The organism is Kitasatospora sp. P5_F3 (genome assembly GCF_054049135.1).
This window is the reverse complement of sequence record NZ_JBFUMY010000020.1, coordinates 18,428-44,831: the sequence shown is the minus strand read 5'-3', so window position 1 is coordinate 44,831 and position 26,404 is coordinate 18,428. Positions and strand designations below refer to the sequence as shown.

Below are 26,404 nucleotides of genomic sequence, written 5' to 3'. Positions count from 1 at the left end.
CTATTCCATCGGACGAGTGAACTTGCCTCGGATCTGGTGGTGGCCAGCAACCTGACCGGCTGATCCACCGTCAGATGATGGAGGGGAGACCGGCTCTGGCCGTACCGACACGACCGGCGAAGGAGGAGAGCATGCGCATCATCGGCGACCACCGCGGCATGGCCATTCAGGGCCGCCTAGACGTGCGCAGCGCCGCCGACGCCCGCGCCCTGCTGCACCAGGCGGTCGACGGCGGCCAGGGTGACCTGGTGCTCGACCTCTCCGGCCTCGAGTTCTGGGACGCCACCGGGCTCGGCGTCATCATGGGCACCCACCGCCGGGCCGGCCGGCTCGGCCGCCGGCTGGTGCTGCGCTGCGTCCCGGCCCAGCTCCAGCGCCTGCTGGTGGCCACCCGGCTGCACCGCATCCTGGCGGTCGAGGGCGCCGTTCCCGACCCGTACGGCAGCACCCTCCCGCTCGGCGCGACCACCTAGAGCGTCCATGTCAGGGCCCTGGATAGTGCAACGGGGTCGCGCTGCTCTAGTCTCCGGTCAGACAATCGGCCGAATGAGGGCGGAGCGAGATCGTGGGACAGCCACCCGGTGAGCTCGGGCAGGAGCCGTTGCGACTGCGGACCGGGGATCTGGTCAGCGGTGAACTGCTGCTCTCCGTCGGCAGTCCGGACGGATCCGAGGCACTGCCGTGCCCGGACGACTGGCGGCCGGAGCCGCGCCGGATCTCGGTGGCCCCCGGCGGCCGCACGGTGGCCGCGCTCGGCCCCAGCCCCGCCGTCGGCCCGCTGGCGCTGGGCAGTGCGGCGGCCGACCTGCCGCTGCTCGACCGCGAGGCGGACGTCGCCCAACTGCTCGGTCTGCTCGCCGAAGGCCGGTCGATCCGGCTGGTCGGCCAGGCCGGTGCGGGCCGTAGTGCGCTGCTGGCCGCCGTGGCCGACGCGGCGGGCGAGCTCGCCCCGGACGGTGTGGTGCGGCTCAGCGGCCACCGCCGGACCGCCCCCGACCTGCTGCAGGACCTGTACGCGGCCACCCACCAGTCGCCCCCGTTCCACCCCGACCAGTACCAACTGCGGGCCCTGCTGGCCCGGTTGGGTGCCGTGGTGGCGATCGACGACGTCGAGCTGTCCGGCCCCGAGCTGGACGAGCTGCTGGCCACCGCGCCGGACTGCGCCTTCGTGATCTCGGTGGCCCCCGGCAGCCCGCTGCTGGAGCCGGGCTCGCGGCTGGAGGACCATCCGGTGGCCGGGCTGTCCCGGGCCGCCTGTCTGGCGCTGATCGGCCGGCTGGCCGGGCGTCAGCTGGACGAGACCGAACGGGCCTGGGCGGTCGACCTCTGGTTCGAGTCGGAGGGGCTGCCGCTGCGCTTCGTCCAGGCGGCCGCGCTGCTCCGACAGCGGGACGCGCAGGTGGACACCCTGGTGGCCGCGCACGAGGACCGCAGCCGGGTCTTCGGGCTGGTCAAGGAGATCGACGAGCCGGACGACCCGGCCGTGCTGGAGACCGAGCTGCGCCGCTCGGTGCCGCTGCCCTCGGTGGCCGAGACCGCCGCCCCGGCGGCCCGGCTGGCGGCCGGACTGACCGAACCGGCCCAGGCGGTGCTGCGGTTGGCGCTGGCACTCGGCGGAGAGTGCCCGACCGCCCCGCACCTGCCCGCCCTGATCGACGTCGGCCTGGGCGAGAGCGCCCTGCACGAACTGACGGACTGTGGGCTGGCGGTCTCGATCGGCGGCCACCACCGGCTCACCGACGGCGTACTGGACGATCTCGCCGAGCACTGGCCGCCCGGCGAGATCGCGTACGGCGCCGCCCAGCACTTCTCCTGGTGGGTCGGGCACAGCTCGGTCAGCCCGGCGCAGATCGCCGCCGAGGCCGAGGTGGTGATCGGCGCACTGCTGGCCGACCGGGCCGCGGACCGGCCCGAGCAGGTGCTCCAGCTGGCCACGGCCGCCGCGCCCGCCCTGGCGCTGTCGCTGCGCTGGGGTGCCTGGGAGCAGGTACTGCGGATCGGGCTGGAGGCCGCCAGGGCGGTCGGGGCGGCGGCCGAGGAGGCCTGGTTCCACCACGAGTTGGGGGTGCTGGCGTTCTGCACCGGATCGGCGCAGCAGGCCGCCGGTGAGCTGGAGGCGGCGATCGCGCTGCGGGCCGCGCTGGGCCAGCCGCGCGGCACCGCGGCCGCCCGCCGGATGCTGGAGCTGCTGCGCGCCGAGGCCGGCCGTCCGGTGGCGGGAATCGAGGCGGCTCCGGCCGGCCGACGGCCCGTCATCCGGGCGATCGCGGCCCAGGTGCCGTTCCGGTTCCGCACCACCCCCGGCGCCACCGGCGGCACCCGCAGGACGGTGCTGGCGGCCTCGGCCGCCGTGCTGGCGCTCGGGGTGCTCGGTACGGCGGTCGGTTTCAGCCTGGTCAGGAGCGACTCCAAGACCCCGGGTCACAGCGGCACGGTGAACGAGGACGGCTACGCCGGGAACCTCGACCTCGGTACCGGCAGCGCCTCGCCGAGCCCGTCCGCCGTCCCGAGCCCGTCCACCGAGACCTCGGACTCGCCGAGCCCGTCGCCGAGCAGCTCACGCACCTCGCGCAAGCCCTCGGCCAGCCCCTCGCCGAGCGCTTCGACCAGCACGCGGCCGCCGGTCCAGCCGACGACGCCGAAGCCGCCCACCTCGCCCGCTCAGACCAGCAGCCCGCCCACTCCGACCCCGAGCCCGTCGCCGAGCCCGAGCCCGTCGCCGAGCCCGTCACCCAGCGAGTCCACCGGATAGGTCTCGCAGCCGCCTCAGAACAGCTTGAGCTTGTCGTCGTCGATGCCGCGCAGCTCGTCGTAGTCGAGCACCACGCAGCCGATGCCGCGGTCGGTGGCCAGCACCCGGGCCTGCGGCTTGATCTCCTGCGCGGCGAAGACGCCCTTCACCGGGGCCAGCAGTGGGTCGCGGTTGAGCAGTTCGAGGTAGCGGGTGAGCTGTTCGACACCGTCGATCTCGCCGCGCCGCTTGATCTCGATCGCCACGGTGGCGCCGTCCGAGTCGCGGCACAGGATGTCCACCGGGCCGATCGCGGTGGGGTACTCACGGCGGATCAGCGCCCAGCCGGCGCCCAGTACCTCCATCCGGTCCGCGAGCAGCTCCTGCAGGTGGGCCTCCACGCCGTCCTTCACCAGGCCGGGGTCGACCCCGAGCTCGTGCGAGGAGTCGTGCAGCACCTCCTCCAGGGTGATGATCAGCTTCTCGCCGGCCTTGTTGGTCACCGTCCAGGTGCCGTCGGCCTGCTTCAGCGAGCAGGGCGGCGACATCCAGTTCAAGGGCTTGTAGGCGCGGTCGTCGGCGTGAACGCTGACGCTGCCGTCGGCCTTCACCAGGATCAGACGGGTGGCGGACGGCAGGTGGGCGGAGAGCCGACCGGCATAGTCGACCGAGCAACGGGCAATGACAAGACGCATGGTCGACCACGCTAGCCCAGCGGGGCCAGTTGATGCGAAACCGCGACAGCCGGGTGAAGAACTCGCGGAGACGGCGAACCATGGAGTCGGCACCCTTCGCCTTTGCCACTACGGCAGTTGACTGTCCGGGCGTCGGGTTCCACTCAACGGGGACGGAGAACTTCGATGAACGATCCGACGGTATCCGGCCAATCTGGCCGACCAGGTGGCGTTTGCCACACAAAACGGCGGATTCGCCAGCCGCACTGAATCCGGGCTGTCACGCTGTGGTGAGCGGTCGTCGCTCCACCCGCGTCACCGCCACGGCACCGGTGTGCCGCGCCTCGTGCTGCCCGCAGCCGGGCGCGGGGGCATCAGGCATGCCCTGAGCCGGCGTCAGCCCGGCCGACACCCATGATCACCACGGCACCGTAACGCCACCTTCACGGCAAGTACGAGCAGAGCACGGCAGCAGGACCGGAACGGCACCACTCACGGCACGGCACCACCCGCACCAAGGCGCCACCCGCACCAAGGACTCGGCAAGACCACCCGGCGGCCACGCCGGGTGGACCGCGAGAGGAGAACCCATGTCGCTCGACGTCTCACCAGCCCTGCTGGAGAAGGCCGAGAGAGGAGAGGTCGACGAGAGGGAGTTCGTCGACTGTGTCCGCACCTCTCTCCCGTACGCCTGGGAGCTGATCAGTTCGCTGGTCGCCCAGGTCAAGGTCGACGGCACCGAATTCGCCGACAACCAGGTACCGCCGCCCAGCGAGCAGGCCCGTGGCCAGCTGCTGCGCGCGATGGCCAGCGACGCGATCCGAGGTGCGCTGCAGCGGCACTTCGGGGTCCGGTTGGCGTTCCAGAACTGCCACCGGGTGGCGGTCTTCGCGCCCGCCGACTCGACCGAGGAGCGGTACGCCCGCTTCACCTCGGTCCGGGCCCAGCTGCTCAACCAGTCGGACGAACTGCGCGACTGCTGAGCAGTCCGAAGGGCCGCCCCCGGCGCTGGCACGGGGGCGGCCCTTCGGTCCGCTCAGCTTCGGTTCAACGCAGCTCAGATCAGATCAGCTCAGCTGCGGGAGCACCTCGGAGCCGAGCCGGGCGATGTTGGCCATGGTCGCGGCGTGCTCGCCCGACCCCTCGGCGAGCAGCGCGAAGCGCCGCAGCCCGGTCCGCTCGGCGGTGGCCAGCAGCCGGTCCGCGCACTGCCGGGGCGTGCCCACCGCGTGCAGGTCGCAGAGCAGTTCGGTGTACTCGCGCGGGTCGCGCATCCGGCGCTCCCGGCCGTCCACCGTGCGGTGTGCGCCGAGCCCGTACTCGAACCAGCCCGGCATCGCGCCGAGCAGCCTGGCCCTGGCCTCCGAGGTCCGGTCGGCGACCTGCACCACCCCGGCCGCCAGGTGCTCCCGCTCGACCCGGGCCAACTGCTCCTCGCCCCGGCCGCAGGCCCGCCAGGCGGCCCGGTAGGCGGCCAGCATCTGCACCTTGTCCTCGTCGCCGGAGTGCATCCCGAGCAGCATCGGCAGGCCGCGCTCGGCGGCCGACCGGACCCCGCCGGGCGAGGTGCAGGCGACCACCACCGGCGGCCCGGCCGACTCGGCCCGGGGTGCGCCGGCCGGCCGCTGCCGGGGGAACCGGTGCAGCGTGCCGGACCGTCCCTCCAGCCAGCCCGCCAGCTCGTGCCTGGGCACCTCCGGCCTGCTGTCGGCCCTGCTGTCGGCCCGGGGCACCACGGCCACCTCGGGGAAGCTGAACTGCGGTCCGTCCGCGCCGACCCGGGAGCCGCGCAGCCAGCGCAGCAGCAGGTCGAGCCGCTCGGTGTAGCCCTCCTCGTAGGCGGCCACCCCGGTGCCGAAGACGTCCAGGTCGATCCACGGGCCGCCGCGCCCGACCCCGAGGGTGAACCGTCCGCCCGAGGTCAGGTGCAGCAGCGCGGCCTGCTCGCCGAGCGAGACCGGGTGGGTGGTGGAGAGCACGCTGACGGCGGTGCCGACCCCGATCCGCCTGGTCCGGCCGAGCAGCAGGGCCGCCAGGGTCGCCGCGTTCGGGCAGACGCCGTACGGGACGAAGTGGTGCTCGGCGAGCCACACCGAGTCCAGGCCGGAACGTTCCGCCGTGACAGCGGCGCTGACGGTCCGTTCGAGCGCCTCGGCATGGCTCTGGCCGGGGAACTGGGCGGACAGCAGGAACGCGCCGACCCGGATCGAGTCGGTGGCCGGGGGCTGCCGGATGCTCGGCAGCGGCAGTGTTCTGCGGGCCGGGGCAGTGGGTGAACTGTCGACCTGACTACCGTTCAGCGGACTGGTCTTGGTCATCGGGTGGCCTCCTCGGGTGCCGCAGGGTCTGCGAGCCCCGCCTTGTCACCTCGTTGAGTAACCGATGTCATGTGCCAATGGCACGCGGAACGGCCCAATTGACCGAAGATCGGGTGGATCTCCGAGGAAACCGTGAAGGCCCACCGGCTCACGTGGTAGTGCCTCAGACCCTGCGTCGGGTGCCCTTACCCTGGAACGACCAGTCAGAGCCCACCGAGAGGTGCAGACGTGTCGCCCCGTCGTAACCAGCAGCGGAAGTGGACCGCCACCACCACCACCGAGCCCGTCGGCACCCCGCTCGGCGCCTCCCTCCGCCGCACCGAGGAGTACGGCGGCGAGGAGTGGGTGGTGCAGACCGTGGCGGGTACCGCCGGGCGCCACTACCGGTGTCCGGGCTGCGACCAGGAGATCCCCCCGGGCGTCGGCCACGTGGTCGCCTGGCCCGCCCACGGCGGCGGCGTCGACGACCGGCGCCACTGGCACCGGGCCTGCTGGACGGCGCGCGAACGGCGCACCTCCAACCTGCAGCGCGGGCGCGGCGCTCCGCGCTACTAGCCTCGGCGGCTAGGCCAGTACGCCGGCGATCCGGTCCGCACAGAGCACGGCGGAGTCGGCCATCGCGGTCCGCGTCATACCCGCCACGTGCGGGGTCAGCAGCGCGTTGGGCAGGCCGAACAGCGGTGAGGCGAAGGCCGCGTGCTCGTGCTCGAAGGTGTCCACGGCGGCCCCGGCCAGCGGATGGGCCGGGTCGCGCAGCGCGGCGGCCAGTGCGGCCTCGTCCACGATGCCGCCCCGCGCGGTGTTGAGCAGCAGCGATCCCGGCCGCATCGCGGCCAGCTCCGCGGCGCCGAGCAGGCCCCGGCTGGCCGGGGTGAGCGGCAGGTGCAGCGAGAGCACGTCCGCCTCGGCCAGCAGCGCGGCCGGCGAACCGGCCCGGCGGACGCCCAGCCGCTCGGCGTCCTCGGCGGTCAGCGACCGGCTGTATGCGCTCACCGGCATCCCCAGCGCCGTTGCGCGGGCCGCCAGCGCCCGACCGATCAGCCCGAAGCCCAGGATGCCCAGCCGGAGTTCGGAGAGCTGTCGCGGCCGTGGCACGGCCTTCGGCCACTCGCCCCGGTGCGCGGCGGTGTTGTGCTCCGTCAGGCCGCGCAGCAGCGCCAGCAGTTGGGCCAGCGCGAACTCGGCCACCGCCACCGAGGTGGTGCCCGGGGTGTTGACGACCCGTACGCCGTGCCGGGCCGCCGCCTCGGTGTCGATGTGGTTCACCCCGGCCCCGGACTGGCCGACCACCCGGAGCGGGTGGGCCAGCGCCGGGTCGGTACCGGCGGCGAAGAACTCGGCCCGGATCGGCACCGCCGCCCGGGTCTTCACCGCGTCGTACCCGAGCCCGTCGGCGAGGTACGCGCCGAGCAGGGCGGCCGGGTCGGTGCCGTCGAAGTCGGTGAAGGCCACCCGGCCGTCCCAGCCCCGCCGGACGGTGGCTGCGGCGAGCCGCCAGAGGTTCACGGTGAGGTCGAGACCGGCGGCCAGGTAGCGGTCCAGCTCCAGCGTCAGCAGGTCGTCGGGTGCTGCGGCGGCGATCAGTACGCGAGGCCGGGGTTGCTCGGTCACCGGGTCACCCTGGCAGGGGCGTCGGCGACCGGGCAACCCCGGCCTCGCGGGTACGTGGGGTCAGGCGTCGCGCTTCTTCAGGACCAGGATGCCGCCGAGGAGGGCGGCCACCGTCCAGGCCAGGCAGATGAAGAAGCCGGCCCAGGGGCCGTACGGCTGGTCGGTCTGCTCGTAGACCAGCATCATCCGGGAGCCCGCGTAGTCGGGGAAGTAGCGGGCGCCCGTCCTCACCCACGGCACGATCGAGAGGATCGGCGAGAGCAGGAAGAAGAACGGAACCAGCAGGCCGAGTGCGAGGGTCTGGTTGTGCAGCATCGTGGTCACGCCCGCCGAGAACAGGCAGAGCATGGTCAGGTACAGGGCCGCCCCGCAGACCGCCCGCAGGACGTTGGGCGAGCCGATCGTGGTGGAGTGGTCGCCGAGCAGCGCCTGGCCGACGAAGAACGTGACGAAGGCGGTGACTACCGACACCGCCAGCGCCAGCGTCCCGAGTACGGCGGCCTTGCCGAGCAGCAGCGTGCCCCGCTGGGGGACTGCGGCAAGGCTGACCCGGATCATGCCGCTGCTGTACTCGTTGCCGATCGCCAGCACCCCGAACACGATGATGGCCAACTCCCCCAGCATGATGCCGGAGAAGGCCGTCCCGGTGGCGTCGAAGGTGCTGGTGGCGTGCTCGTTGAACTCGTCGAAGTTGAGCTTGGTGACCAGCGAGGCCAACCCCCCGACGACCAGGGTGATCACGAAGGCGAGGAGGAGCGTCCAGACGGTGGAGCGGACGCTGCGGATCTTGGTCCACTCGGACTGCAGGACCGCGGGGAATGACGCCATCTCAGCTCTCCTTTCCGGCGGCTGCCGCGTCCCTGGGCTGCCAGCCGGCGCCCCAGGCACCTGCCGCGTCCTGGCCCGGCACCGGTCCCGTTCCGTCGCCCGCGTGGTACTGCACGGAGTCCGCCGTCATCTGCATGAACGCCTCCTCCAGGGACGCCTGCTGCGGGCTCAGCTCGTGCAGGGTCACCCCGTGCGTGGCGGCCAGCTCACCGATGTGGGCGAGGTCGCCGTCCTCGATCTCGTACGAGCCGTCCGGGCCGGCCTCGGCGTTCAGCCCGGCCCCGTGCAGGGCGGTGAGCAGCTGCTCCACGTGCGGGGTGCGGATCCGGACCGCCGAGCGGGAGTTCTGCTTGATGAAGTCCGCCATCGAGAGGTCGGCCAGCAGCTTGCCCTGGCCGATCACCACCAGGTGGTCGGCGGTCAGTGCCATCTCGCTCATCAGGTGCGAGGAGACGAAGACCGTGCGGCCCTCGGAGGCCAGACCCTTCATCAGGTTGCGGATCCACAGGATGCCTTCGGGGTCGAGCCCGTTCACCGGCTCGTCGAACATCAGGATCTCGGGGTCGCCGAGCAGTGCGGAGGCGATGCCGAGCCGCTGCCCCATGCCGAGCGAGAAGCCCCGGGAGCGCTTCTTCGCGACCGAGCTCAGCCCGACCAGGGCGAGCACCTCGTCCACCCGCTTGCGCGGGATGCGGTTGCTCTGCGCCAGCCAGAGCAGGTGGTCGTAGGCGGTCCGGCCGGGGTGCACGGCCTTCGCCTCCAGCAGGGCGCCGATGTACTTGAGCGGCTCGTTCAGCTGCCCGTACCGCCGGCCGTCGATGGTGACCTTGCCGCTGGTCGGCCGGTCCAGGTCGAGGATCATCCGCATGGTGGTGGACTTGCCCGCGCCGTTCGGGCCGAGGAATCCGGTCACCACGCCCTGCGGTACCTGGAAGCTCAGGCCGTCCACCGCGAGGGTGTCGCCGTAACGTTTCGTCAGTTCGTGCAGCTCGATCATCTGCGCTCCTTACTCCCCGTCAGGCTATGACAATTCGGACAGGCCAGCGCGCTGCCCCGGCCGATCGGCGAGCCGCTCTACGGTGGTGTCATGACTCTCCCCGCCTTCACCGCGCACGGCACAGGTACGCCACTGGTGCTGCTGCACGCCTTCCCGCTGGCCGCCCGGATGTGGCAGGCCCAGACCGACTCGCTCGCGGACGTCGCCCTGGTGATCACACCGGACCAGCGCGGCTTCGGCGGCTCGGCCCCGGCCGAGGGGGCGCCCTCGCTCGACCTGGTCGCGGACGACATCGCGGCGGTGCTGGACGAGTTGGAGATCGAGCGGGCGGTGATCGGCGGCCTGTCGATGGGCGGGTACGTGGCGATGGCCTTCGCCCGCCGGCACGCCGAGCGGATCTCCGGGCTGCTGCTGGCCGACACCAAGGCGGTCGCGGACGGCGACGCCGCCCGGGCCAACCGGGAGCGGATCGCCGGTGCGGTGCTGGCCAGGAACAGCGTCCGGATCCTGGCGGAGGAGAAGATCGAGGACGGCCTGCTCGGCCCGGCCGTCGACCCCGAACTGGCCGACCGGGTACGGGCGATGATCGCCGAGGCGTCCCCGCAGGCGGTGGCCTGGGCGCAGCGGGCGATGGCCGCCCGGCCCGACTCGCTGCCCACCCTGGCCGCCCTGTCGGTACCGGCCGCCGTGGTGGTCGGCGAGCACGACGCGCTCACCCCGCTGGCGGAGGCCAGGGTGATGGCCGAGACCCTCCCGGACGCCGAACTGACCGTCATCCCCGGCGTCGGTCACCTGAGTTCGCTGGAGGCCCCGGAGAGCTTCACCGCGGTGGTCCGGGCGCTGCTGCGCCGGTGCTAGAGCCTTGAGACAGTCTCCGGAGGCCGTTCCCCCGGGCCCGTGGCCACCTGGTGTCCGGTCGGCGCGGTCAGGGTGACGGTCCCTCCCGCGATGCCGCCGGCCGGGCCCGGGGGAGCGGCGGCCCTGGGTCAGCGGGCGAGCCGCCTGACCGGTCAGCCTCGGGCAGGCGTCCCAGCGGCGGACGGATTCGGGCTGAACCGCGTACGGCCGTCGGATGAAATGCCCCGGGGGAACGCGAACGGGCCCGCACCTCCGAAGAGGTGCGGGCCCGGCCGATCAGGCGTCAGCGGGACTGCTGGGCGGGCACGCCGAGGGCGTCGTCGGCCGGCAGGGTGGCGGCGGCCACGGCCGCGCCGGTCAGCGTGGCGAGCATCTCGCGCACGTTGGTGAGCTGGGCGTTGATCGAGTCGCGGCGGTTGGTGAGCGCCGCCAGCTCGCGCTCGGACTCGCTGCGGATCCGGTCGGCCTTGGCGTTCGCGTCGGCCACGATGTCCTCGGACTGGCGCTGGGCCGTCTCCACCGTCTGGCGGGCGCGGCGCTCGGCGTCGGTACGGAGCTTCTCGGCCTCCAGGCGGAGCTGCTCGGCCCGGTGCTCGATCTCGGCCAGACGCTTCTCGGCCTTGGCCTGACGGGCCGCCAGGTCACGCTCGGACTGCTCGCGGCGCTTGGCCAGGTTGGTCTCGAACTCCAGCGCGGCCTGGGCGGCCTTGGTGCGGGTCTCCTCGAAGAGGGCGTCCGCCTCCTCGCGCTTGTTCTGCGCGTCCTTGTTGGCCTCGGCGCGCAGCTGGGCGCTGTCGCTCTTGGCCTTGTCGACGATCCGCAGACCCTCGTCCTCGGCCTTGGCCTTGCGGTCCTTGGCGTAGTTCTCCGCCTCGGTACGGACCTGCTGCGCGGCGGCCTCGGCCAGCTCGCGGTGCTGCTCGGCGGCGCGGTGCGCCTCGTCGCGCAGGTCCTTCGCCTCCTCCTCGGCGAGGCGGAGGATCTTCTCGACCCGGGCACCGAGCCCGGCGTACGACGGCTCGGCATCGCTGACCGCGGCCTGGGCGCTCTGGGTCTCCAGGTGGAGCTCCTCGATGCGCTTCTCCAGCGCGCCGATCCTGGTCAGCGCGGAGTCGCGGTCGGCCACCAGCTTGGTGATCCGCTCGTCGACCTGGGCGCGCTCGTACCCACGGCGCACCAGGTCGAAGCCGTGAGGGGAGTGACTGTCGCTCATGGGGTTCTGGGCTTCCTGTCGTTAACCGCTGAGGTGGTTGAGGGAATCCTGACACGTTATCGGAGTGTCGAAGGCGAAACGCCGTTGCTTCACGGACAATGTCCGCTCAATCGGGTGGTGCGCCACCGGAGCGATTGCCACCCGAACGAGGAGCGCCCACTCCGGCACCGGCCTTCGACGCCCCGTCCTTCTTGCCACTGCTTCCCCCGTTGCCCTGCGCGACCGGTGACGGTGCCTCAAAGGCCTCCAGCGCGGAGAGCACGTCCTGGACCCGAGAGATCTCGGTGTTGATGTCCTTGCGCCTGCGCACCAGCTCGTCCAACTCCCGGCGACCCTCGTCGGTCACGCGCTGCGCCTCGGCCCGTGCCTCGGACAGCAGTCGCTCGGCCTCCTCGGCCGCCAGCGAGAGCTGCTCCTCCGCTCCCTCGTCGGCCCGGCGCAGTCGTTTCTCGGCCTGCTCGGAGGCGGCCTCGAGCTGCTGCTCGGCCTCCTCCTGAGCGGACTTCAGCCGCTCCTCCGCCTCGGTGCGCAGCTTGTCGGCGCGCGCCGTGGAGTCGGCGAGCTTCTGGTCCGCCTCCTTGAGCAGGCCCTCGGCCTTGCGGACCGCGGAGATCCGGACCTTGCCGGCCTCCGCCGAGGCCTCCGAGGTGAGCTCGGCGGCCTTCTCCTCGGCGTCGGAGACCAGCTTCGCCGCCTTCGCCTCGGCGTCGGCGACCGCCTTGGCGGACTGCTCCTCGGCCTCGGTGAGCTGCTCCTGAGCCGCCGTCACCAGGGTGTCCACCCGCTCGCCGGCCGACTTCATGGCCTGCGCGTTCTCCTTGCGGGCCCGCTCGTGCAGCGCCTCGATCTCGGCGTCGGTGCGCTCGCGCAGCTCCTCCGCCCGCTCGCGGACCGCGGTGGCGTCCCGGCGGGCCTCGGAGAGCAGCGCGTCGGCGTCCGTCCTCGCCCGCTCGACCTCGCCCTGCCCGGCCGCCTCGCCGGCGGCGGTGAGCCGCTCGGCCTCCTTGCGGGCGGCCGCCACCATCGCGTCGGCCTGCTCCTCGGCGGCGGCGGTGGTGGCCAGCGCGGTGGCCTGGGCGTCCTCGCCCAGCGACTCGGCGTCCGCGAACGCCCGCTCCAGCACCGACTTGGCCTGCTCCCGGGTGGCCCGGTCGAACTGCTCGGCGGCCTCCCTGGTCTCCCGGTCGTACGCGTCGGCCCGGTTTCGGGTGGCGCTCTCGTAGTCCTCCGCCAGGGTGCGGGTGGCCAGCGCGTACTCCTCGGCCTCGGCCCGCAGCGCGGCGGCGAAGTCCTCCGCCTCGGCGACGGCGGCCGCAGCCCGCTCGTCCGCCTCGTGGGTGGTCTGCCGGGCCTGCGCCTCGGCCTCCGCGCGGCACTGCTCGGCGAAGCCCAGCGCGTCCGCCCGCTCGGTCTCCGCCTCGGCCCGCAGCCGCTGGTCGTACGCCTGCGCCTCGGCCCGCTGCTGCCCGATCTCGGCGGCGGTCTGCTCCCGGTCGGCGGTCAGCTCGGCGGCGGTCCGCTCGTGCAGCGCGGTGGCCTCGGCCTCGGCGGCGGCGCGCAGCTCGGCGGTCTCCCGGTCGGCGATCTCGCGCAGTTCGGCCGCTTCCAGCTCCGCCAGCTCGCGGGTCTCGGTGCTCTCCCGCTCGGCGGTGGCGCGGAGTTCGGCGATCTGCTGGGAGGCGGTCTCGTACAGACCGGCCACCGACTGCCGGGTCTCGGCGGCCTCGTCCTCGGCGGCGGAGACCAGCTCGGCCGCCTTGCGCTCGGCCTTGGACCGGAGCTCGGCGATCTCGGCGGTGGCCTCGGCCCGCAGCTCACCGACCTCGGTGACGGCGGTGGCGGCCCGCTCCTGCGCCTCGGCCAGCTCCCGGGCGCCCTCGGCCCGTAGCTCACCGGCCTCGGCCTCGGCGGCGGCGCGCAGCTCGGCCGTCTCGGCGGCCGTCCGCTCGGTCAGCTCGGTGGTCTCGGCGGCGACCAGGGCGCGCAGCGCGGTGGTCTCGGCCTCGGCGGTGGCCCGGAGTTCGGCGGTCTCGGCGGCGGTCCGCTCGGTCAGCTCGGTGCTCGCGGCCTCGGCGGCGGCGCGCAGCTCGGCGGTCTCCCGCTCGGCGGTGGCGCGCAGTTCGGCGGCGGCGGTGCCGGCCTCGGCCCGCTCGGCCCGGGCGGCGGTCAGCAGTTCGGCGGTCTCGCGCTGCTCGCGCTCCAAGGCGGCACTCGCCTCGGCCCGCTCGCGGCGGCTCTCCTCGCGCAGGGCGTTGGCGTCGGCCTCTGCCTCGCCACGCTGCTGGAGGGCCCAACTCTCGGCTCCGGCACGGTGGTTGTCGGCCCACTCGGCGGCCTCGGCGCGGGCCGCCCCGGCGGTCTCCCGGGCCTCGGCGGCCAGCTGCTCGGCGGCGGCCTGCGCCTCGGCCCGCACCCGCCGGTCGAACTCGGTTGCCTCGCGGCGCAGTTCGGCGGTCTCCCGCTCGGCGGCGCCCCGGTTCTCGGCGGCGGCGGCCTTCGCCGAGGTGATCGCGTCCTGGCCCTGCTGCTCGGCTCCGGCGACCAGCTTCTCGGCCTCGGCCCTGGCCCTGGCGAGCGTCTGCTCGGCCCGGCCCTGGGTCTCCACGGCCTGCGCCTCGGTCTGCTCGCGCAGCCGCTCCACCTCGGCGGCCGCACCCGCGCGCAGCTCGTCCGCGTCGGTCTTGGCCTTGGTGAGCAGCTCCTCGGCGGTCTTCGCGGACTCCTCGATCCGGAGCACCGCCTGCCGCCGGGCCTCGTTCTCCACCCGCTCCGCCTCGGCGGCCGCCCGGGTGCGCAACTCCTCGGCCTCGGACCGGAGTTGGGCGGCCTCGTCGTGGGCCTGGCGGATCTGCTCGCGGAGTGCGGCAGCATCGTCCAGCGCGGCGTTCTGGGCCTGCTCCATCGCGGCCCTGGCCTGCTCGCGCAGCTGCCCGGCCTCGGCGTCCGCCTCGGCCAGCAGCCGCTCCGCCTCGGTGCCGGCCGCCGTCACGGTGGCCTCGGCCTCGGCCCTGGCCCGGGTCACCGCCTCGTCGGCCTGCTTGGCAGCCTTGACCAGGTGCACGGTGGCGTCCTTGGCCCCCTCGGCCCGACCGGCCTCCCGGGCCTCGGCGGCCAGCTGCTCGGCGGCGGCCTGTGCCTCGGCGCGCAGTGCGGCGATCTCCTGCTCGGCCTCGGCCCGCAGCGCGGCGATGGTCGCCTCGGCCTCGGCCCGCAGCTGGGCCGCGACGCTCTCGGCCGCGCCGCGCAGCCGCTCGCTCTCCTCGGCGGCGGCGGCCCTGGCGGCCTCCGCCTCGGCCTTGGCGTTGGCGGCGTCGGCCTTGATCCGGTCGGTCTCCTTGGTGGCGGTGGCCACCATCCGGGCGATCTCGGCCTTGGCGGTCTGCGAACGCTGGTCGCTGGCCGCCTCGCCGTCGGCGACCAGCCGCTGCACCGCGGCCTCCGCCTCGATCTGCAGCTGCTCGGCGGCGGCCTCGGCGCGGGCGCGCAGCTCGGCGGCCTCCTGCCGGGCCCGCTCGGCCTCGGCCAGCGCCTCGGTACGCAGCCGCTCTATCTCCGCCTGGGCCTGGTCCAGTGCCTCGGTGGCGCGCTGCTGGTCCTCGGCGGCCTGCTGCTTGAGCTGGGTGATCTCGGCCCGGGCCACCGCGAGCTGCTGGTCGGCGGCGGCCTGCGCGCCGGCCAGCTGCTGCTGGGCCTCGCCGGTGACCGCCTCGGCCTGCGCGTTGGCCTGCTGGGCCTGCTCGGAGGCGGCCCTGAGCAGCCGCTCGGCGTCGTTCTGCGCGCGGACCAGCGCGGCTTCCACGGCGGCCTGCGCCTCGCCCCGGGCGGCGTCCACGTCGGCGGCGGTCTGCGCGCGGGCGTGGTCGGCCAGTGCGGCGGCCTCGGCGCGGGCGGCGGTGACCATCCGCTCGGCCTCGGCGCGGGCCTCTTGGAGCAGTCGCTGGGACTCCTGCTCCGTCCCGGCCCTGGTCTGCTCGGCCCAGGAGACGTTCTCGTTGACGTGCCGTTCGGCGCTGCGGCGGAGCTCGGTCAGCTCGTCGTCCAGCTGGCGCCGGCGAGCGGCGAGCTCGGCCTCCAGCCGGGCGGTGCGCTCGGCGGCCTCGGCCATCAGGCGCTGGGTGGCCGCCTGCGACTCGCGGAGCTGGCGCTCGGCGTCCGCGCGGAGTTGCTGGGCCTGCATCTCGGCGTTGTGCAGGAGCTGCTCGGCCTGCCCGGAGACGGAGTCGAAGGCACGCGGCTGGGCGAGCTGCCGACGGGATTCGTGCAGCTTGGCCCGGAGCACCTCCACCTGGTAGGCGAGGTCCTCGGCATGCTGGACGGTCTTGTCCCGCTCCTTGCGAGTCCGATCCATCTCGGCCTCGAACTGGGAGAGGTGATCGTCAGCCTCGTAGCGGTCGTTGCCCCGCACTCCGCGGTCCCATCCATCTCCTGGTCGCGTCCTCGACCCGGCCGGCCGGTAACCCCACCGTGGGGCCGGATCAGCTGGTCCTTGCAGCCGTGGCGGGTGCCACGGTCGGAGCCGTCGGTCACCGGCGCGCGACGAAATCGCGCTCCGCCGTCCGGGTGGACTCCTGAGCGAACTCTTGCCTGTGGAGAATGGTGACAGATCCGGACCGCAGCTCTACAGCCGCGCCCGGTTGGTGGACTCCCCTTGTGCCGGGATCAGCCCTTGCTGTCCCCGCCACCGGCCGTGCCCGCCGGACCGGTCCTCCCCGGAGCTTCGCGCACTTCGGCATTGTAGTGTGCGCGGCCCGCAGGGGAATGGGCGAGTGGGGGTTTTCCAAGGTTACCGACGGGTCGTGGGCGGGGCCCGGGGCCTGAGCCCCGCTTGGGGCGGGGCTCACAGCCCCGCCCGTGGCGTCAGTGCCCGGTGGTCGCCGAGGTGACCAGCTCGGTCAGCACGCCGCCGCAGTCCTTCGGGTGCAGGAAGGTGATCCGGGAGCCCATCGAGCCGATCCGGGGCTCCTCGTACAGCACCCGGACGCCCTTGGCCTTGATGTCGGCCGCGTCGCCGTCCACGTCCGCGGTGCCGAAGGCGATGTGGTGCACGCCCTCGCCGTTCTTCGCCAGCCACTTGGCGACCGTGGAGTCCTCCCGGGTCGGCTCCAGCAGCTGGAGGTAGGAGGCGCCGCCGTCGCCGGTGTCGTTGATCTTCAGCATCGCCTCGCGGACGCCCTGCTCCTCGTTCACCTCGCTGTGGAAGACCTCGAAGCCGTACGTGGCGCGGTAGAACTCGACGGTCTTGTCCAGGTCGAAGCAGGCGATCCCGATGTGGTCGATGCGGGTCAGCACGGCTGGCCTCCGGGAGGAGTGAGGGGTTTGAAGGGTGGGTACCAGTGCAGCGCACGGAGTTGAGGCAGCGCCAGCATGCCGCGTGCGAGCCTGCTCACAATTCACCCAAGCTGCGCTGACACGGTGTTGACCAGGCAGTGACACGTGCCGCTGATCACACCTCGGCTCCGGTGACGCACGGGTTACGGGTCAGTACATTGAGCCGCGTCCCCACACCCTCATGGCCTTGACGCGCGAAGGGGCTCGTCTCATGACTACTTCAGTGATCGTCGCTGGTGCCCGAACCCCGATGGGCCGGCTGCTCGGCTCGCTCAAGGGATTCTCCGGTGCCGAACTCGGCGGCTTCGCGATCAAGGCCGCGGTCGAGCGGGCCGGTCTGACCCCCGATCAGATCCAGTACGTGATCATGGGCCAGGTGCTCCAGGCCGGCGCCGGCCAGATCCCCGCCCGCCAGGCCGCGGTCAAGGCCGGCATCCCGATGAACGTCCCGGCGCTGACCATCAACAAGGTCTGCCTCTCCGGTCTGGACGCGATCGCGCTGGCCGACCAGCTGATCCGCGCGGGCGAGTTCGACATCGTGGTCGCGGGCGGCCAGGAGTCGATGACCAACGCCCCGCACCTGCTGCCGAAGTCCCGCGAGGGCTTCAAGTACGGCGCGATCGAGATGCTCGACTCGATGGCCCACGACGGTCTGACGGACGCCTACGAGGGCATCCCGATGGGCCAGTCGACCGAGACCCACAACACCCGCCTCGGCATCGGCCGCGAGGTCCAGGACCAGCTGGCCGCGCTCTCGCACCAGCGCGCCGCCGCCGCGCAGAAGAACGGTGTCTTCGACGCCGAGATCGTCCCGGTCGAGATCCCGCAGCGCAAGGGCGACCCGGTCGTCTTCAGCCAGGACGAGGGCATCCGCGCCGAGACCACGGTGGAGACGCTGGCCAAGCTGCGCCCGGCCTTCGCCAAGGACGGCACCATCACGGCCGGCACCGCCTCGCAGATCTCCGACGGCGCCGCCGCGGTGATCGTGATGAGCAAGGCCAAGGCCGAGGAGCTGGGCCTGAGCTGGATCGCCGAGATCGGCGCGCACGGCAACGTCGCGGGCCCGGACAACTCGCTCCAGTCGCAGCCGTCCAACGCCATCAAGCACGCCCTCTCCAAGGAGGGCATCGGCGTCGAGGACCTCGACCTGATCGAGATCAACGAGGCCTTCGCGGCCGTCTCGCACCAGTCGATGAAGGACCTCGGCGTCACCGAGGACAAGGTCAACGTGAACGGCGGCGCGATCGCGCTCGGCCACCCGATCGGGATGTCCGGCGCCCGCGTGGTGCTGACCCTGGCACTGGAGCTCCAGCGCCGTGGCGGCGGGGTCGGCGCGGCCGCGCTCTGCGGCGGTGGCGGTCAGGGCGACGCACTGATCGTCCGGGTGCCGAAGGCCTGACCGGCTGACGTACTGTCGGGGCCGCCGGACGACACCGTCCGGCGGCTCTGTCCTTAGCGAGACCGAGGAGCAACGCGCATGATCGACGTCCCCACGCTGGTCGAGCAGGCCCGGGAGGGGCGCCCGCGCGCCGTGGCGCGGCTGATCTCGCTGGTGGAGAACGCCGCCCCGCAACTGCGGGAGGCGATGGCCGCGTTGGCCCCGTACACCGGGCAGGCGTACACGGTCGGGCTGACCGGGTCGCCCGGTGTCGGCAAGTCGACCTCGACCTCCGCGCTGGTCTCCGCCTACCGGCGGCTCGGCAAGCGGGTCGGCGTGCTGGCGGTCGACCCGTCCTCGCCGTTCTCCGGCGGGGCGCTGCTCGGTGACCGGGTCCGGATGCAGGAGCACGCCACCGACCCGGAGGTGTTCATCCGCTCGATGGCCACCCGGGGGCACCTCGGCGGGCTGTCCTGGACGGCGCCGCAGGCCCTGCGGGTGCTGGACGGGGCCGGCTGCGAGGTGATCCTGGTGGAGACCGTCGGGGTCGGCCAGTCCGAGGTGGAGGTGGCCGCCCAGGCCGACACCACCGTGGTGCTGCTCGCCCCCGGCATGGGGGACGGCATCCAGGCGGCCAAGGCCGGAATCCTGGAGATCGGCGACGTCTTCGTGGTCAACAAGGCCGACCGGGACGGTGCGGACGCGACCGCGCGCGAGCTCAACCACATGCTCGGGCTGGGGGAGTCGCGCGGTGCGGGGGACTGGCGGCCGCCGATCGTGAAGACCGTGGCCGCCCGGGGCGAGGGCATCGACGAGGTGGTCGAGGCCCTGGAGAAGCACCGGGCCTGGCTGGCCGAGACCGGCGAACTCGCGGTCCGCCGGCGGCGGCGGGCGGCGGACGAGATCGAGGCGATCGCCCTCTCCACCCTCCGGGCCCGGATCGGCGACCTGCACGGCGACCGGCAGCTGTCCGCCTTGGCGGAACGCGTCGCTGACGGCACGTTGGACCCGTACGGAGCAGCGGACACGCTGGTCGCCGGCTTGACGCAGAGCTGAACTTTTGGCAGGCGCTCGAGCATCTACGGTCAGGGGCTCGGGGAACTGCGAGGAGATCCGGCGCCGGGGTCACGTACGAAAGTGCCTGACCACTTACGTACGGATCACCTTGCAAGGGTCGGCGTCGCAGTTCCCCGAGCCCCTGGTGGTACCTGCCCGGAGGGTCAGCTGCGGCCCCGCAGGCTGCGGAGGTGGTCGGCGACCGGGGCGAGGGCCGCGTACAGGGTGTCGATCTGCTCGGGGGTGAAGCGGTCGATGAAGTGGTGGCGCACCGAGCGGACGTGGTCGGGGGCGACCTTCTGCAGGATGTCCCAGCCGTGTTCGGTGAGGTGGGCGTAGAGGCCGCGGCGGTCGCCCGGACACTCCTGACGGAGTACCAGGCCGGCGTTCTCCATCCGGGTGATCTGGTGCGAGAGCCGGCTCTTGGACTGGAGGGTCGCGGTGGCCAGGTCGGTCATCCGCATCCGCCGGTCGGGGGATTCGGAGAGCACGACCAGGATCTCGTAGTCGTTGTTGGCGAGACCGTGCGGCTGGAGCTCCCGGCCGAGCTGGTAGTCCAGCAGGTGGCTGACCTCCAGGTGGGCACGCCAGAACTGCTGCTCCTTGGCGGAGAGCCAGGGGGTCTCCTCCTCCGCCGAGGACGACGGGGAGGAGACCGCTGCGGGGGTGTCGGCGGGGGTGTCCATGGCAACACTATAGCCGAGGTTGTTAAAAGTTATACAATTAGACGAACCGCTCCGCCTACAGGCCGAAACGGCGTCCGATGTCGCCGAGATTCCCCAGGCCAGGGACGTTCACGTTCGGCAACTGGCTCTGGCCGTGACCCTGCTGCTGTGGCGGTACGCCGTACCCGCCGCCGGGGACGCCGGCCTCCTGGTGCACCACGCCGACCGAGCGCTCGGCCATCAGGGTCTCACTGGACTGGATCAGCACCGTGCCGGCCCCGATGAACTCGAACTGGTGCTCCTCGCCGGAGGCCCCGCCGAGCCCGGTCAGCTGGCGCAGTCCGCCGAGCACACCGTGCATGTAGCCGTGGTCGTAGTGGTGGCAGGGCGCGGGGCAGTCGGCCCAGCCGACCAGGGCCTGCGGGTCCACCCGGATCGGCGGCTCGACGAAGTGCACCGGGCCGTTCGAGGCGGCCACGAACTTGCCCGTCCCGATCAGGGTGAGGAAGCCCGGGATGATCGACTGCTTGAGCGCCAGGGTCGGTTCGAAGGCCAGCAGGTTCCCCGAACGGACCGTCAGGTTGCCGTTCTCCAGGTCGTACGAGTTGAGGTCGAAGGCCCGGTCGGCGAGCAGCAGCTTGCCCCGGCCCTCGGCCACCACCCAGTCGGTGGCGTGCAGCGGGGAGTTGAAGTTGCGGCCGAGCGCGCGGTCGATCGAGCCCTGGCCGATGCCGGAGAAGCGGACGTCGCCGTAGTAGGCGATCATCTTCCCCTTCTGCAGGTAGTACGGGCCGTTCAGGTCGACCGAGAAGGCGTACGGGTTGACGTTGTCGTTGACCGGCAGGCTGTGCGCGTCGTGCACCTGCGGGCCCTCGGGGGCGCCGTAACCGGGCTGCGGCGGCTGTGCCGGGTACTGCTGCTGGGGAGCGCCGTAGCCGGGCTGCGGCGGGTAGCCCGGCTGCTGCTGCGGATAGCCGGGCTGCTGCGGCGGGTACTGAGGCGGGTAGGACATCAGAGCTTCTCCTCGCTCGCCTGGACGTACACCACACCGTTGCCGGAGAGTTCCAGCTGGAACGCCTCGCCGGAGCCGCGTCCGACCATGTCGCGCCAACCCACCGACGTGGACAGCTTGTTCTGGACCTGGCCGCGGTGCGCGACGTACGCCTGCGGGTCGACGTGCACCGGCTGGTTCGGGGTGATCGGCAGTTCGACGAAGCCGCCGTGTGCCATCACCGCGACCGAACCCTGGCCGCTCAGCTGGGTGGTGAACAGGCCCTGCCCGCTGACCTGGCCGCGCACCATGCCCATCACGCCGCCCTGCGAGCCGAGGAAGACGGTGGTCTGCCGGAGCGTGCCGTCGAAGGCGAGCAGCCGGTCGGCCTCGACGTTCAGGGTGTCGCCGGTGAGCTCGATGATCTGGATGTGGTGGCCGCCGTGGCCGAACAGCACGCTGCCCTGGCCCTCGACGGTCATCAGCGGGACGTCCTCGTTGGCCACCCGGCGGCCGATCATGCCCATCACGCCGCCCTGACCGCCGGTCAGGTTGGGGGTGAACGCGACCTCGCCGGTGTAGGCGATCATCGAGCCGCGCTGGCTGAAGATCCGCTGCCCGGAGAAGACCTTGGCCTCGATCAGCTTGCTGTTGATCTTGGTGAACGGCATCAGACGTCGCCCCCGAAGGTGAGCCGCTCGGACGGCTGGATGTAGACCAGGCCCTCGCCGGTGAACTCCACCTGCATCGCCTCGCCACCGCCCTCGCCGATCAGCGTGGTCCAGCCGCCGCCGGACTTCAGCGCGCGGTTGAGGTTGCCGGTGTGCGCGACGTACGCGCCCGGGTCCACCCGGAGCGGCTGCCCCTGGGAGACCCGGAGGATGATCGCCGGGCCCTTGGAGGTGAGCGCCGCCCAGCCGTGCCCGTCCACCTTGGTGGTGAACAGGCCGGTGCCGGAGGCCATCCCGTTCAGACCGGTGAAGCTGGTGCCGGTCTGCAGGCTGCCCTCGGTGCAGAGCAGGTTGTCCGCCTCGACGAACAGCGTCTCGCCGTTCAGCCGTACGAGGTTGACCTCGGTGGCCCGGTCGGCGAAGAAGCAGGTGCCCTGCCCCTGAACCTCCATGACCTCCATCTGCTCACCCGTCAGCCGACGGGTGACCATGCCACGCAGGCCGTTGCCACCGCCGCTGAGCTTCTTGAAGTTCATCTGGCCCGTGTACGCAACCATGCATCCGTTGCGGGCCTTGACCGCGTCGCCCGTCATGTCGACGGCGAGCACCTTTGATCCCTGGAGTCGAAACTGAGCCACGCGGTGACCATAGCGGCCACGGCCCGGGCGCCGGGAGAGGGTGACGGCCACTGGTACACATCCGGTACACACCCCCGGCCGCCGGAGGCGGGTAAAGAAAGGGTCATAATGGGTGGCCGGTTTGTGTACCGGTTCACAAGCCAGCCGATCCCTGTAGTGAGGTTCCGCCGTGAAGAGCAGCGCCGTCCACCGTCTGCGCCTCGTGTCCGCCCCCGAGGGCCTGTCCTTCCTGCTGCTGCTGGTCTGCTCGGTGCTCAAGCGCACCACGGACTTCAACGCCGTGCCGGTGATGGGCAGGGTGCACGGCGTCCTCTTCGTGCTCTACCTGGTCTTCCTCGCGCTGGCCTGGCAGAAGCAGCGCTGGGACGCCAAGCGCGGCGCGATCCTGTTCGTGCTCTCGGTGGTGCCGTTCGGCGGCTTCGTGGCCGAGCGGATGCTGGCCAAGGAGGAGCGCGGCGAGTACCCGGCCCCCGGGCAGCCCGCCACCGCCTGACGCAGACGACACGACAGCCCGGGCCTCCCCTCCGAGGGGCCCGGGCTGTCGTGTGTTCAGGTGGCGGGACGTCAGTTGACGTTGACCCCGGCCCAGGCGGCCGCGACCGCGTTGTACTCGGCGCTGCCCGCGCCGTACAGGTCCGCCGCCGCGCTGAGGGTGCCGGTACGGGCGCCCGCGTAGTTGGTGGTGGAGGTCCAGTACACGGTCAGCGCGCGGTACCAGATCGCCGCGGCCTTGTCCCGGCCGATGCCGGTCAGGGTCGAGCCGTTGCTGGTCGGGCTGTTGTAGCTGACGCCGTTGACGGTCTTGGCGCCGCTGCCCTCGGAGAGCAGGTAGAAGAAGTGGTTGGCCGGGCCCGAGGAGTAGTGCACGTCGACCGAGCCGACGCCGGAGTACCAGGCGTCCGCCGAGCCACCGTCCTTGGAGGGCTTGTCCATGTAACGGAGCGGCGTGCCGTCACCGTTGATGTTGATCAGCTCGCCGATCAGGTAGTCGCCCTTGTCGGCCGCGAGGTTCGCCGAGAACTCGACCATGGTGCCGAAGATGTCCGAGGTGGCCTCGTTGAGGCCGCCGGACTCACCCGAGTAGTTCAGGCCGGCGGTGTTGGAGGTGACGCCGTGGGTCATCTCGTGGCCCGCCACGTCAAGCTCGGTCAGCGGGTGGGTGTTGGAGGCACCGTCGCCGTACGTCATGCAGAAGCACTGGTCGCTCCAGAACGCGTTGACGTAGCTGCGGCCGTAGTGCACCCGGCTGAAGGCGCCGACACCGTCGTTGCGGATGCCGAGGCGGCCGAACGAGTTCTTGTAGAAGTCCCAGGTGGCTGCCGCGCCGAACTGGGCGTCCACGGCGGCCGACTGGCTGCTGGAGACCAGGCCGGTGCCCCAGACGTTGTCGGTGTCGGTCAGCAGGGTGCCGTTGCCCGAGGTCTTGCTGTTGAGCGTGGTGGTGTACATGTTGCCCCGGCTGGGGTCCTTCAGCTGGTACGTGCCGCTGGCGGAGTTGGTGGTCAGCGGGACCGAACCGACGAAGACGCCCTTGCCGGTGCCGGAGGCGGCGGCCGCGAGGTACTGCTCGTGGGTGGAGAGCACCTCGCCGGTGGCGGCGTCGGTGACCAGCTTCTGGGCGCTGGGTATGCCGCTCTCGCGGACGCCCTCGACGACGGTCTCGTAGGCGAGGCGCGGGGTGCCGGAGGTGGCCCAGATCACCAGCTTGGCGGGGGTCGAGCCGGTGACCTCCTTGATCGGGCTCTCGTCCTCGTCGATGGTCAGGCCGACGGTGGCCTGCACGGCGCCGGTGGCCTGCTTGGCCGCCTTCTCGGCCGGCACGGACGGGGTCAGGCTCGGCAGCGCGATGGTGGCCTCGGCGGCCTTGCCCACCGACGTGACCTTGCCGGCCGGGTTCAGGTGCGCGACCAGGTCGCCACCGACCACCGGCAGGCCGGCGTAAGTGCGCTCGAAGCGCAGGTGCTTGGCGCCGTTGGCGTCCACCACGGCGTCCTTGGCGACCAGCGTCTCCGAGGCGCCGAGGCCGGCGGCCTTGGCCACGGCCGCGGCGTAGGACTGGGCGAGGGTCTTCAGCTCGGCGCGCTGCAGGGTGGAACCCTTGCTGCTCGCGGGAACGGGGGCGGCCTGGGCCGTTCCGACGCTGACCTGGATGGCACTGGCGAGGATCACAGTGGCCGAGAGGGCGGCGCCGACAGTCAGCTTTCGCTTCACGTGCAGGTTCCTTCCGAAGATCAACCGCGTGTGCGCGGTCGCACCTCACTCCGTGGCACCAGGGGTTAGTGCCGTCGGGGCGGAGCGGATGCTGACGTGCTGCTCCGTGCGGTCAAGCGGCATCCGGCCGGAGTGGTGGGGCGGCCGGTGCCGGTACGGGGCTGGCCAGAAGCATGACAATGCACCTGGTGAAATGACAGGTCTCAGCTCAGAGTTGGCCAGCTCCCGCCAGCTCGGAACGCTGCGTGATGGCCTGATCAACTCCATGGCATAACCGACAAATCAGCCAAAACCCGGCGCAGAAGCGGAGTTTCGACGCGAACGGAACCTGAACAACCGTCGAAAATCGGCAACTGTCCAGACCAATACGAAGATTGCGGCAGTGTTTCGGCGGATTGCTGTCCTGGTATGTACCAGAAACAACGCTGGCGGGACCTCGCCAGACCGTTCTCTTGATCGGCTTGCCGGGTACCTGCTAACAACGCCGCAGCCGGGCCCCCGACCTGGGAGACCCGGCTGCGGCGCGCTGCTGCGAGGGCGTCAGTTGACGTTGACCCCGGACCAGGCGGCCGCGACCGCCTTGTACTCGGTGCTCGCCGTGCCGCCGTACAGGTCGGACGCCGCCTTCAGGGTGGCGGTGCGCGCGGCCTTGTAGTTGGTGGTGGAGGTGAAGTACACGGTCAGCGCGCGGTACCAGATCGCGGCGGCCTTGGCACGGCTGATACCGGTCAGGGTCGAGCCGTTACTGGTCGGGCTGTTGTAGCTGACGCCGTTGATGGTCTTGGCGCCGCTGCCCTCGGAGAGCAGGTAGAAGAAGTGGTTCGCCACGCCCGAGGAGTAGTGCACGTCCACGTTGCCGACCCCGGAGTACCAGGAGTCCTTGGACGCGCCGTCCTTGGAGGGCTTGTCCATGTAGCGGAGCGGCGTGCCGTTCCCGTTGATGTTGATCTTCTCGCCGATCAGGTAGTCACCCGGGTCGACCGACAGGTTGGCGTACCACTCGACCATGGTGCCGAAGATGTCCGAGGTGGCCTCGTTCAGGCCGCCGGACTCGCCGGAGTAGACCAGGCCCGCGGTGTTGGCGGTGACGCCGTGCGTCATCTCGTGGCCGGCCACGTCGATCGCGGTCAGCGGGTGGGTGTTGGAGGCGCCGTCGCCGTACGTCATGCAGAAGCAGGAGTCGCTCCAGAACGCGTTGACGTAGTTGCTGCCGTAGTGCACCCGGCTGACCGCGCCGACGTTGTCGTTGCGGATGCCCAGGCGGTTGAAGCTGCTCTTGTAGTAGTCCCAGGTCGCCACCGCGCCGTACTGGGCGTCCACCGCGGCCGACTGGATGTTGGTGGCCAGCCCGTTGCCCCAGACGTTGTCGGCGTCGGTGAACAGCGTGCCGTTGCCCGAGGTGCCGCCGGCCAGGCCGACGGTGCGGGTGTTGCCCCGGGTCGGGTCCTTCAACTCGTAGGTGGAGCCCGTGTAGTTGGTGGTCAGGGTGACCGAGCCGACGTGCACGCCCTTGCCGCTGCCGGTGGCGGCCGCCGCGAGGTACTGCTCGTGCGTGGCGAGCACCTCGCCGGTCGCCGCGTCGGTGACCAGGTTCTGCGCACTCGGGACGCCGCTCTCCCGGATCCCCTCGACCACCGTCTGATAGGCGAGGCGCGGGGTGCCGGACTGGGCCCAGACCACCAGGACCGGGCTGCCGGTGCCGGTGACAGCCTTGAGCGGCGACTCGTCCTGGGCGATCGTCAGGCCGACGGTGGCCTGCACGGCGCCGGTGGCCTGCTTGGCCGCCTGGTCGGCCGGCACGGCGGGGGTCAGACCGGGCAGGGCGATGGTGGCCTCGGTGGCCCGGTCGATCGAGCTGACCTTGCCGTTCGGGGCCAGGTGCGCGACCAGGTCGCCACCGATCACGGAGAGGCCGGAGAAGGTGCGCTCGAAGCGCAGGTGCTTGGCGCCGTTGGCGTCGATCACGGCGTCCTTGGCGACCAGCGTCTCCGAGGCGCCGAGGCCGGCGGCCTTGGCCACGGCCGGAGCGTACGACTGGGCCAGCGCCGTGAGTTCGGCGCGCTGGAAGGTGGAGCCCTTGCTGCTCGCCGGGGTCGGCGCGGCCTGGGCGGTCCCGGCGCCGATCTGGATGGCGCTGGCGAGGATCACCGTGGCGGAGAGTGCGGCTCCGACTGTCAGCTTTCGCTTCACGTACGGGTTCCTTCCGGGAATCAACCGCGTGTGCGCGGTCGCACCT

General features: G+C 72.1%; 22 protein-coding genes. 8 read left to right on the top strand and 14 right to left on the bottom strand.

Annotated features, from left to right (window positions below; genetic code table 11):
• Window positions 1-131: 131 nt before the first annotated feature.
• On the top strand, window positions 132-473 hold the full coding sequence (locus ACXJMZ_RS15285) for an STAS domain-containing protein (protein ID WP_457030573.1): 342 nt from the start codon (window positions 132-134) through the stop codon (window positions 471-473).
• 92 nt (window positions 474-565) lie between these two features.
• Window positions 566-2,752, top strand: coding sequence for an ATP-binding protein (locus ACXJMZ_RS15280; RefSeq protein WP_457030572.1), 2,187 nt, complete (start codon window positions 566-568; stop codon window positions 2,750-2,752).
• A gap of 14 nt (window positions 2,753-2,766) precedes the next feature.
• Here the strand turns inward: ACXJMZ_RS15280 and nucS are convergent, their stop codons facing one another.
• Entirely contained in the window at window positions 2,767-3,426 is a 660-nt protein-coding gene (nucS, locus tag ACXJMZ_RS15275) for an endonuclease NucS (protein ID WP_457030571.1), read from the bottom strand.
• 569 nt (window positions 3,427-3,995) lie between these two features.
• On the opposite strand from nucS, the gene ACXJMZ_RS15270 reads away from it, so the two are divergent.
• Window positions 3,996-4,388, top strand: coding sequence for an SCO5389 family protein (locus tag ACXJMZ_RS15270; RefSeq protein ID WP_057226806.1), 393 nt, complete (start codon window positions 3,996-3,998; stop codon window positions 4,386-4,388).
• A gap of 84 nt (window positions 4,389-4,472) precedes the next feature.
• Here the strand turns inward: ACXJMZ_RS15270 and ACXJMZ_RS15265 are convergent, their stop codons facing one another.
• Window positions 4,473-5,612: an LLM class flavin-dependent oxidoreductase gene (locus ACXJMZ_RS15265; RefSeq protein ID WP_457030594.1), complete on the bottom strand. Its 1,140-nt coding sequence runs from the start codon at window positions 5,610-5,612 to the stop codon at window positions 4,473-4,475.
• Window positions 5,613-5,951: 339 nt separating this feature from the next.
• Between ACXJMZ_RS15265 and ACXJMZ_RS15260 the strand changes: the two genes are divergently transcribed.
• On the top strand, window positions 5,952-6,278 hold the full coding sequence (locus tag ACXJMZ_RS15260; protein ID WP_457030570.1) for an ATP/GTP-binding protein: 327 nt from the start codon (window positions 5,952-5,954) through the stop codon (window positions 6,276-6,278).
• A 9-nt stretch (window positions 6,279-6,287) separates the two neighbouring features.
• Here the strand turns inward: ACXJMZ_RS15260 and ACXJMZ_RS15255 are convergent, their stop codons facing one another.
• From ACXJMZ_RS15255 to ACXJMZ_RS15245, 3 genes are read right to left on the bottom strand one after another with little or no spacing between them, the layout of a single operon-like run.
• Window positions 6,288-7,334 (bottom strand): NAD(P)-dependent oxidoreductase, encoded by a 1,047-nt coding sequence (locus tag ACXJMZ_RS15255; RefSeq protein ID WP_457030569.1) that lies wholly within the window; start codon window positions 7,332-7,334, stop codon window positions 6,288-6,290.
• A gap of 60 nt (window positions 7,335-7,394) precedes the next feature.
• A complete protein-coding gene (locus tag ACXJMZ_RS15250; protein ID WP_457030568.1) occupies window positions 7,395-8,162 on the bottom strand; it encodes an ABC transporter permease subunit in 768 nt (255 codons plus the stop codon).
• Between the two features lies 1 nt (window position 8,163).
• Window positions 8,164-9,159, bottom strand: coding sequence for an ABC transporter ATP-binding protein (locus ACXJMZ_RS15245; protein WP_457030567.1), 996 nt, complete (start codon window positions 9,157-9,159; stop codon window positions 8,164-8,166).
• Window positions 9,160-9,249: 90 nt separating this feature from the next.
• Here ACXJMZ_RS15245 and ACXJMZ_RS15240 point away from each other — a divergent pair, with 90 nt between their 5' ends.
• Window positions 9,250-10,017, top strand: coding sequence for an alpha/beta fold hydrolase (locus ACXJMZ_RS15240; RefSeq protein WP_457030566.1), 768 nt, complete (start codon window positions 9,250-9,252; stop codon window positions 10,015-10,017).
• Between the two features lie 283 nt (window positions 10,018-10,300).
• On the opposite strand, the gene ACXJMZ_RS15235 is transcribed toward ACXJMZ_RS15240, so the two are convergent.
• The 3 genes from ACXJMZ_RS15235 to mce form a co-directional block, all read right to left on the bottom strand.
• The gene (locus tag ACXJMZ_RS15235) at window positions 10,301-11,230 is read right to left on the bottom strand and encodes a cellulose-binding protein (RefSeq protein WP_457030565.1); all 930 of its coding nucleotides are present in this window, start codon (window positions 11,228-11,230) and stop codon (window positions 10,301-10,303) included.
• Window positions 11,231-11,336: 106 nt separating this feature from the next.
• Window positions 11,337-15,635, bottom strand: a complete 4,299-nt coding sequence (locus ACXJMZ_RS15230) for a hypothetical protein (RefSeq protein WP_457030564.1) — start codon at window positions 15,633-15,635, stop codon at window positions 11,337-11,339.
• Between the two features lie 452 nt (window positions 15,636-16,087).
• On the bottom strand, window positions 16,088-16,519 hold the full coding sequence (gene mce, locus ACXJMZ_RS15225; RefSeq protein WP_403035059.1) for a methylmalonyl-CoA epimerase: 432 nt from the start codon (window positions 16,517-16,519) through the stop codon (window positions 16,088-16,090).
• Window positions 16,520-16,769: 250 nt separating this feature from the next.
• Here mce and ACXJMZ_RS15220 point away from each other — a divergent pair, with 250 nt between their 5' ends.
• On the top strand, window positions 16,770-17,957 hold the full coding sequence (locus ACXJMZ_RS15220; RefSeq protein ID WP_457030563.1) for an acetyl-CoA C-acetyltransferase: 1,188 nt from the start codon (window positions 16,770-16,772) through the stop codon (window positions 17,955-17,957).
• 78 nt (window positions 17,958-18,035) lie between these two features.
• Complete coding sequence (gene meaB / locus ACXJMZ_RS15215; RefSeq protein WP_457030562.1) at window positions 18,036-18,992, top strand: methylmalonyl Co-A mutase-associated GTPase MeaB; 957 nt, start codon at window positions 18,036-18,038, stop codon at window positions 18,990-18,992.
• A 164-nt stretch (window positions 18,993-19,156) separates the two neighbouring features.
• Here the strand turns inward: meaB and ACXJMZ_RS15210 are convergent, their stop codons facing one another.
• From ACXJMZ_RS15210 to ACXJMZ_RS15195, 4 genes are read right to left on the bottom strand one after another with little or no spacing between them, the layout of a single operon-like run.
• On the bottom strand, window positions 19,157-19,678 hold the full coding sequence (locus ACXJMZ_RS15210) for a MarR family winged helix-turn-helix transcriptional regulator (RefSeq protein WP_457030561.1): 522 nt from the start codon (window positions 19,676-19,678) through the stop codon (window positions 19,157-19,159).
• Between the two features lie 55 nt (window positions 19,679-19,733).
• The gene (locus ACXJMZ_RS15205) at window positions 19,734-20,669 is read right to left on the bottom strand and encodes an AIM24 family protein (protein ID WP_457030560.1); all 936 of its coding nucleotides are present in this window, start codon (window positions 20,667-20,669) and stop codon (window positions 19,734-19,736) included.
• The gene (locus tag ACXJMZ_RS15200) at window positions 20,669-21,319 is read right to left on the bottom strand and encodes an AIM24 family protein (protein WP_457030559.1); all 651 of its coding nucleotides are present in this window, start codon (window positions 21,317-21,319) and stop codon (window positions 20,669-20,671) included. The genes ACXJMZ_RS15205 and ACXJMZ_RS15200 overlap by 1 nt, the downstream gene beginning before the upstream one ends.
• The gene (locus tag ACXJMZ_RS15195; RefSeq protein ID WP_082598042.1) at window positions 21,319-21,957 is read right to left on the bottom strand and encodes an AIM24 family protein; all 639 of its coding nucleotides are present in this window, start codon (window positions 21,955-21,957) and stop codon (window positions 21,319-21,321) included. Before ACXJMZ_RS15195 ends, ACXJMZ_RS15200 begins: the two co-directional genes overlap by 1 nt.
• A 169-nt stretch (window positions 21,958-22,126) precedes the next feature.
• Here ACXJMZ_RS15195 and ACXJMZ_RS15190 point away from each other — a divergent pair, with 169 nt between their 5' ends.
• The gene (locus tag ACXJMZ_RS15190; protein ID WP_457030558.1) at window positions 22,127-22,450 is read left to right on the top strand and encodes a DUF3817 domain-containing protein; all 324 of its coding nucleotides are present in this window, start codon (window positions 22,127-22,129) and stop codon (window positions 22,448-22,450) included.
• A 71-nt stretch (window positions 22,451-22,521) separates the two neighbouring features.
• Here ACXJMZ_RS15190 and ACXJMZ_RS15185 read toward each other — a convergent pair whose 3' ends face one another.
• Both ACXJMZ_RS15185 and ACXJMZ_RS15180 read right to left on the bottom strand, forming a co-directional pair.
• Window positions 22,522-24,168: a M4 family metallopeptidase gene (locus ACXJMZ_RS15185; RefSeq protein WP_457030557.1), complete on the bottom strand. Its 1,647-nt coding sequence runs from the start codon at window positions 24,166-24,168 to the stop codon at window positions 22,522-22,524.
• A gap of 540 nt (window positions 24,169-24,708) precedes the next feature.
• Window positions 24,709-26,358 carry a M4 family metallopeptidase gene (locus ACXJMZ_RS15180; protein WP_457030556.1) on the bottom strand — a complete coding sequence of 550 codons (1,650 nt, stop codon included), beginning with the start codon at window positions 26,356-26,358 and terminating at the stop codon, window positions 24,709-24,711.
• Window positions 26,359-26,404 lie beyond the last annotated feature (46 nt).

What these genes read in the sequence shown, in the direction of transcription:
- ACXJMZ_RS15240 (WP_457030566.1), top strand. Translation starts at nt 9,250, where the DNA reads ATGACTCTCCCCGCCTTCACCGCGCACGGCACAGGTACGCCACTGGTG.
- ACXJMZ_RS15235 (WP_457030565.1), bottom strand. Translation starts at nt 11,230, where the DNA reads ATGAGCGACAGTCACTCCCCTCACGGCTTCGACCTGGTGCGCCGTGGG.
- ACXJMZ_RS15205 (WP_457030560.1), bottom strand. Translation starts at nt 20,669, where the DNA reads ATGTCCTACCCGCCTCAGTACCCGCCGCAGCAGCCCGGCTATCCGCAG.
- ACXJMZ_RS15270 (WP_057226806.1), top strand. Translation starts at nt 3,996, where the DNA reads ATGTCGCTCGACGTCTCACCAGCCCTGCTGGAGAAGGCCGAGAGAGGA.
- ACXJMZ_RS15200 (WP_457030559.1), bottom strand. Translation starts at nt 21,319, where the DNA reads ATGCCGTTCACCAAGATCAACAGCAAGCTGATCGAGGCCAAGGTCTTC.
- nucS (WP_457030571.1), bottom strand. Translation starts at nt 3,426, where the DNA reads ATGCGTCTTGTCATTGCCCGTTGCTCGGTCGACTATGCCGGTCGGCTC.
- ACXJMZ_RS15210 (WP_457030561.1), bottom strand. Translation starts at nt 19,678, where the DNA reads ATGGACACCCCCGCCGACACCCCCGCAGCGGTCTCCTCCCCGTCGTCC.
- ACXJMZ_RS15250 (WP_457030568.1), bottom strand. Translation starts at nt 8,162, where the DNA reads ATGGCGTCATTCCCCGCGGTCCTGCAGTCCGAGTGGACCAAGATCCGC.
- ACXJMZ_RS15220 (WP_457030563.1), top strand. Translation starts at nt 16,770, where the DNA reads ATGACTACTTCAGTGATCGTCGCTGGTGCCCGAACCCCGATGGGCCGG.
- ACXJMZ_RS15285 (WP_457030573.1), top strand. Translation starts at nt 132, where the DNA reads ATGCGCATCATCGGCGACCACCGCGGCATGGCCATTCAGGGCCGCCTA.
- meaB (WP_457030562.1), top strand. Translation starts at nt 18,036, where the DNA reads ATGATCGACGTCCCCACGCTGGTCGAGCAGGCCCGGGAGGGGCGCCCG.
- ACXJMZ_RS15245 (WP_457030567.1), bottom strand. Translation starts at nt 9,159, where the DNA reads ATGATCGAGCTGCACGAACTGACGAAACGTTACGGCGACACCCTCGCG.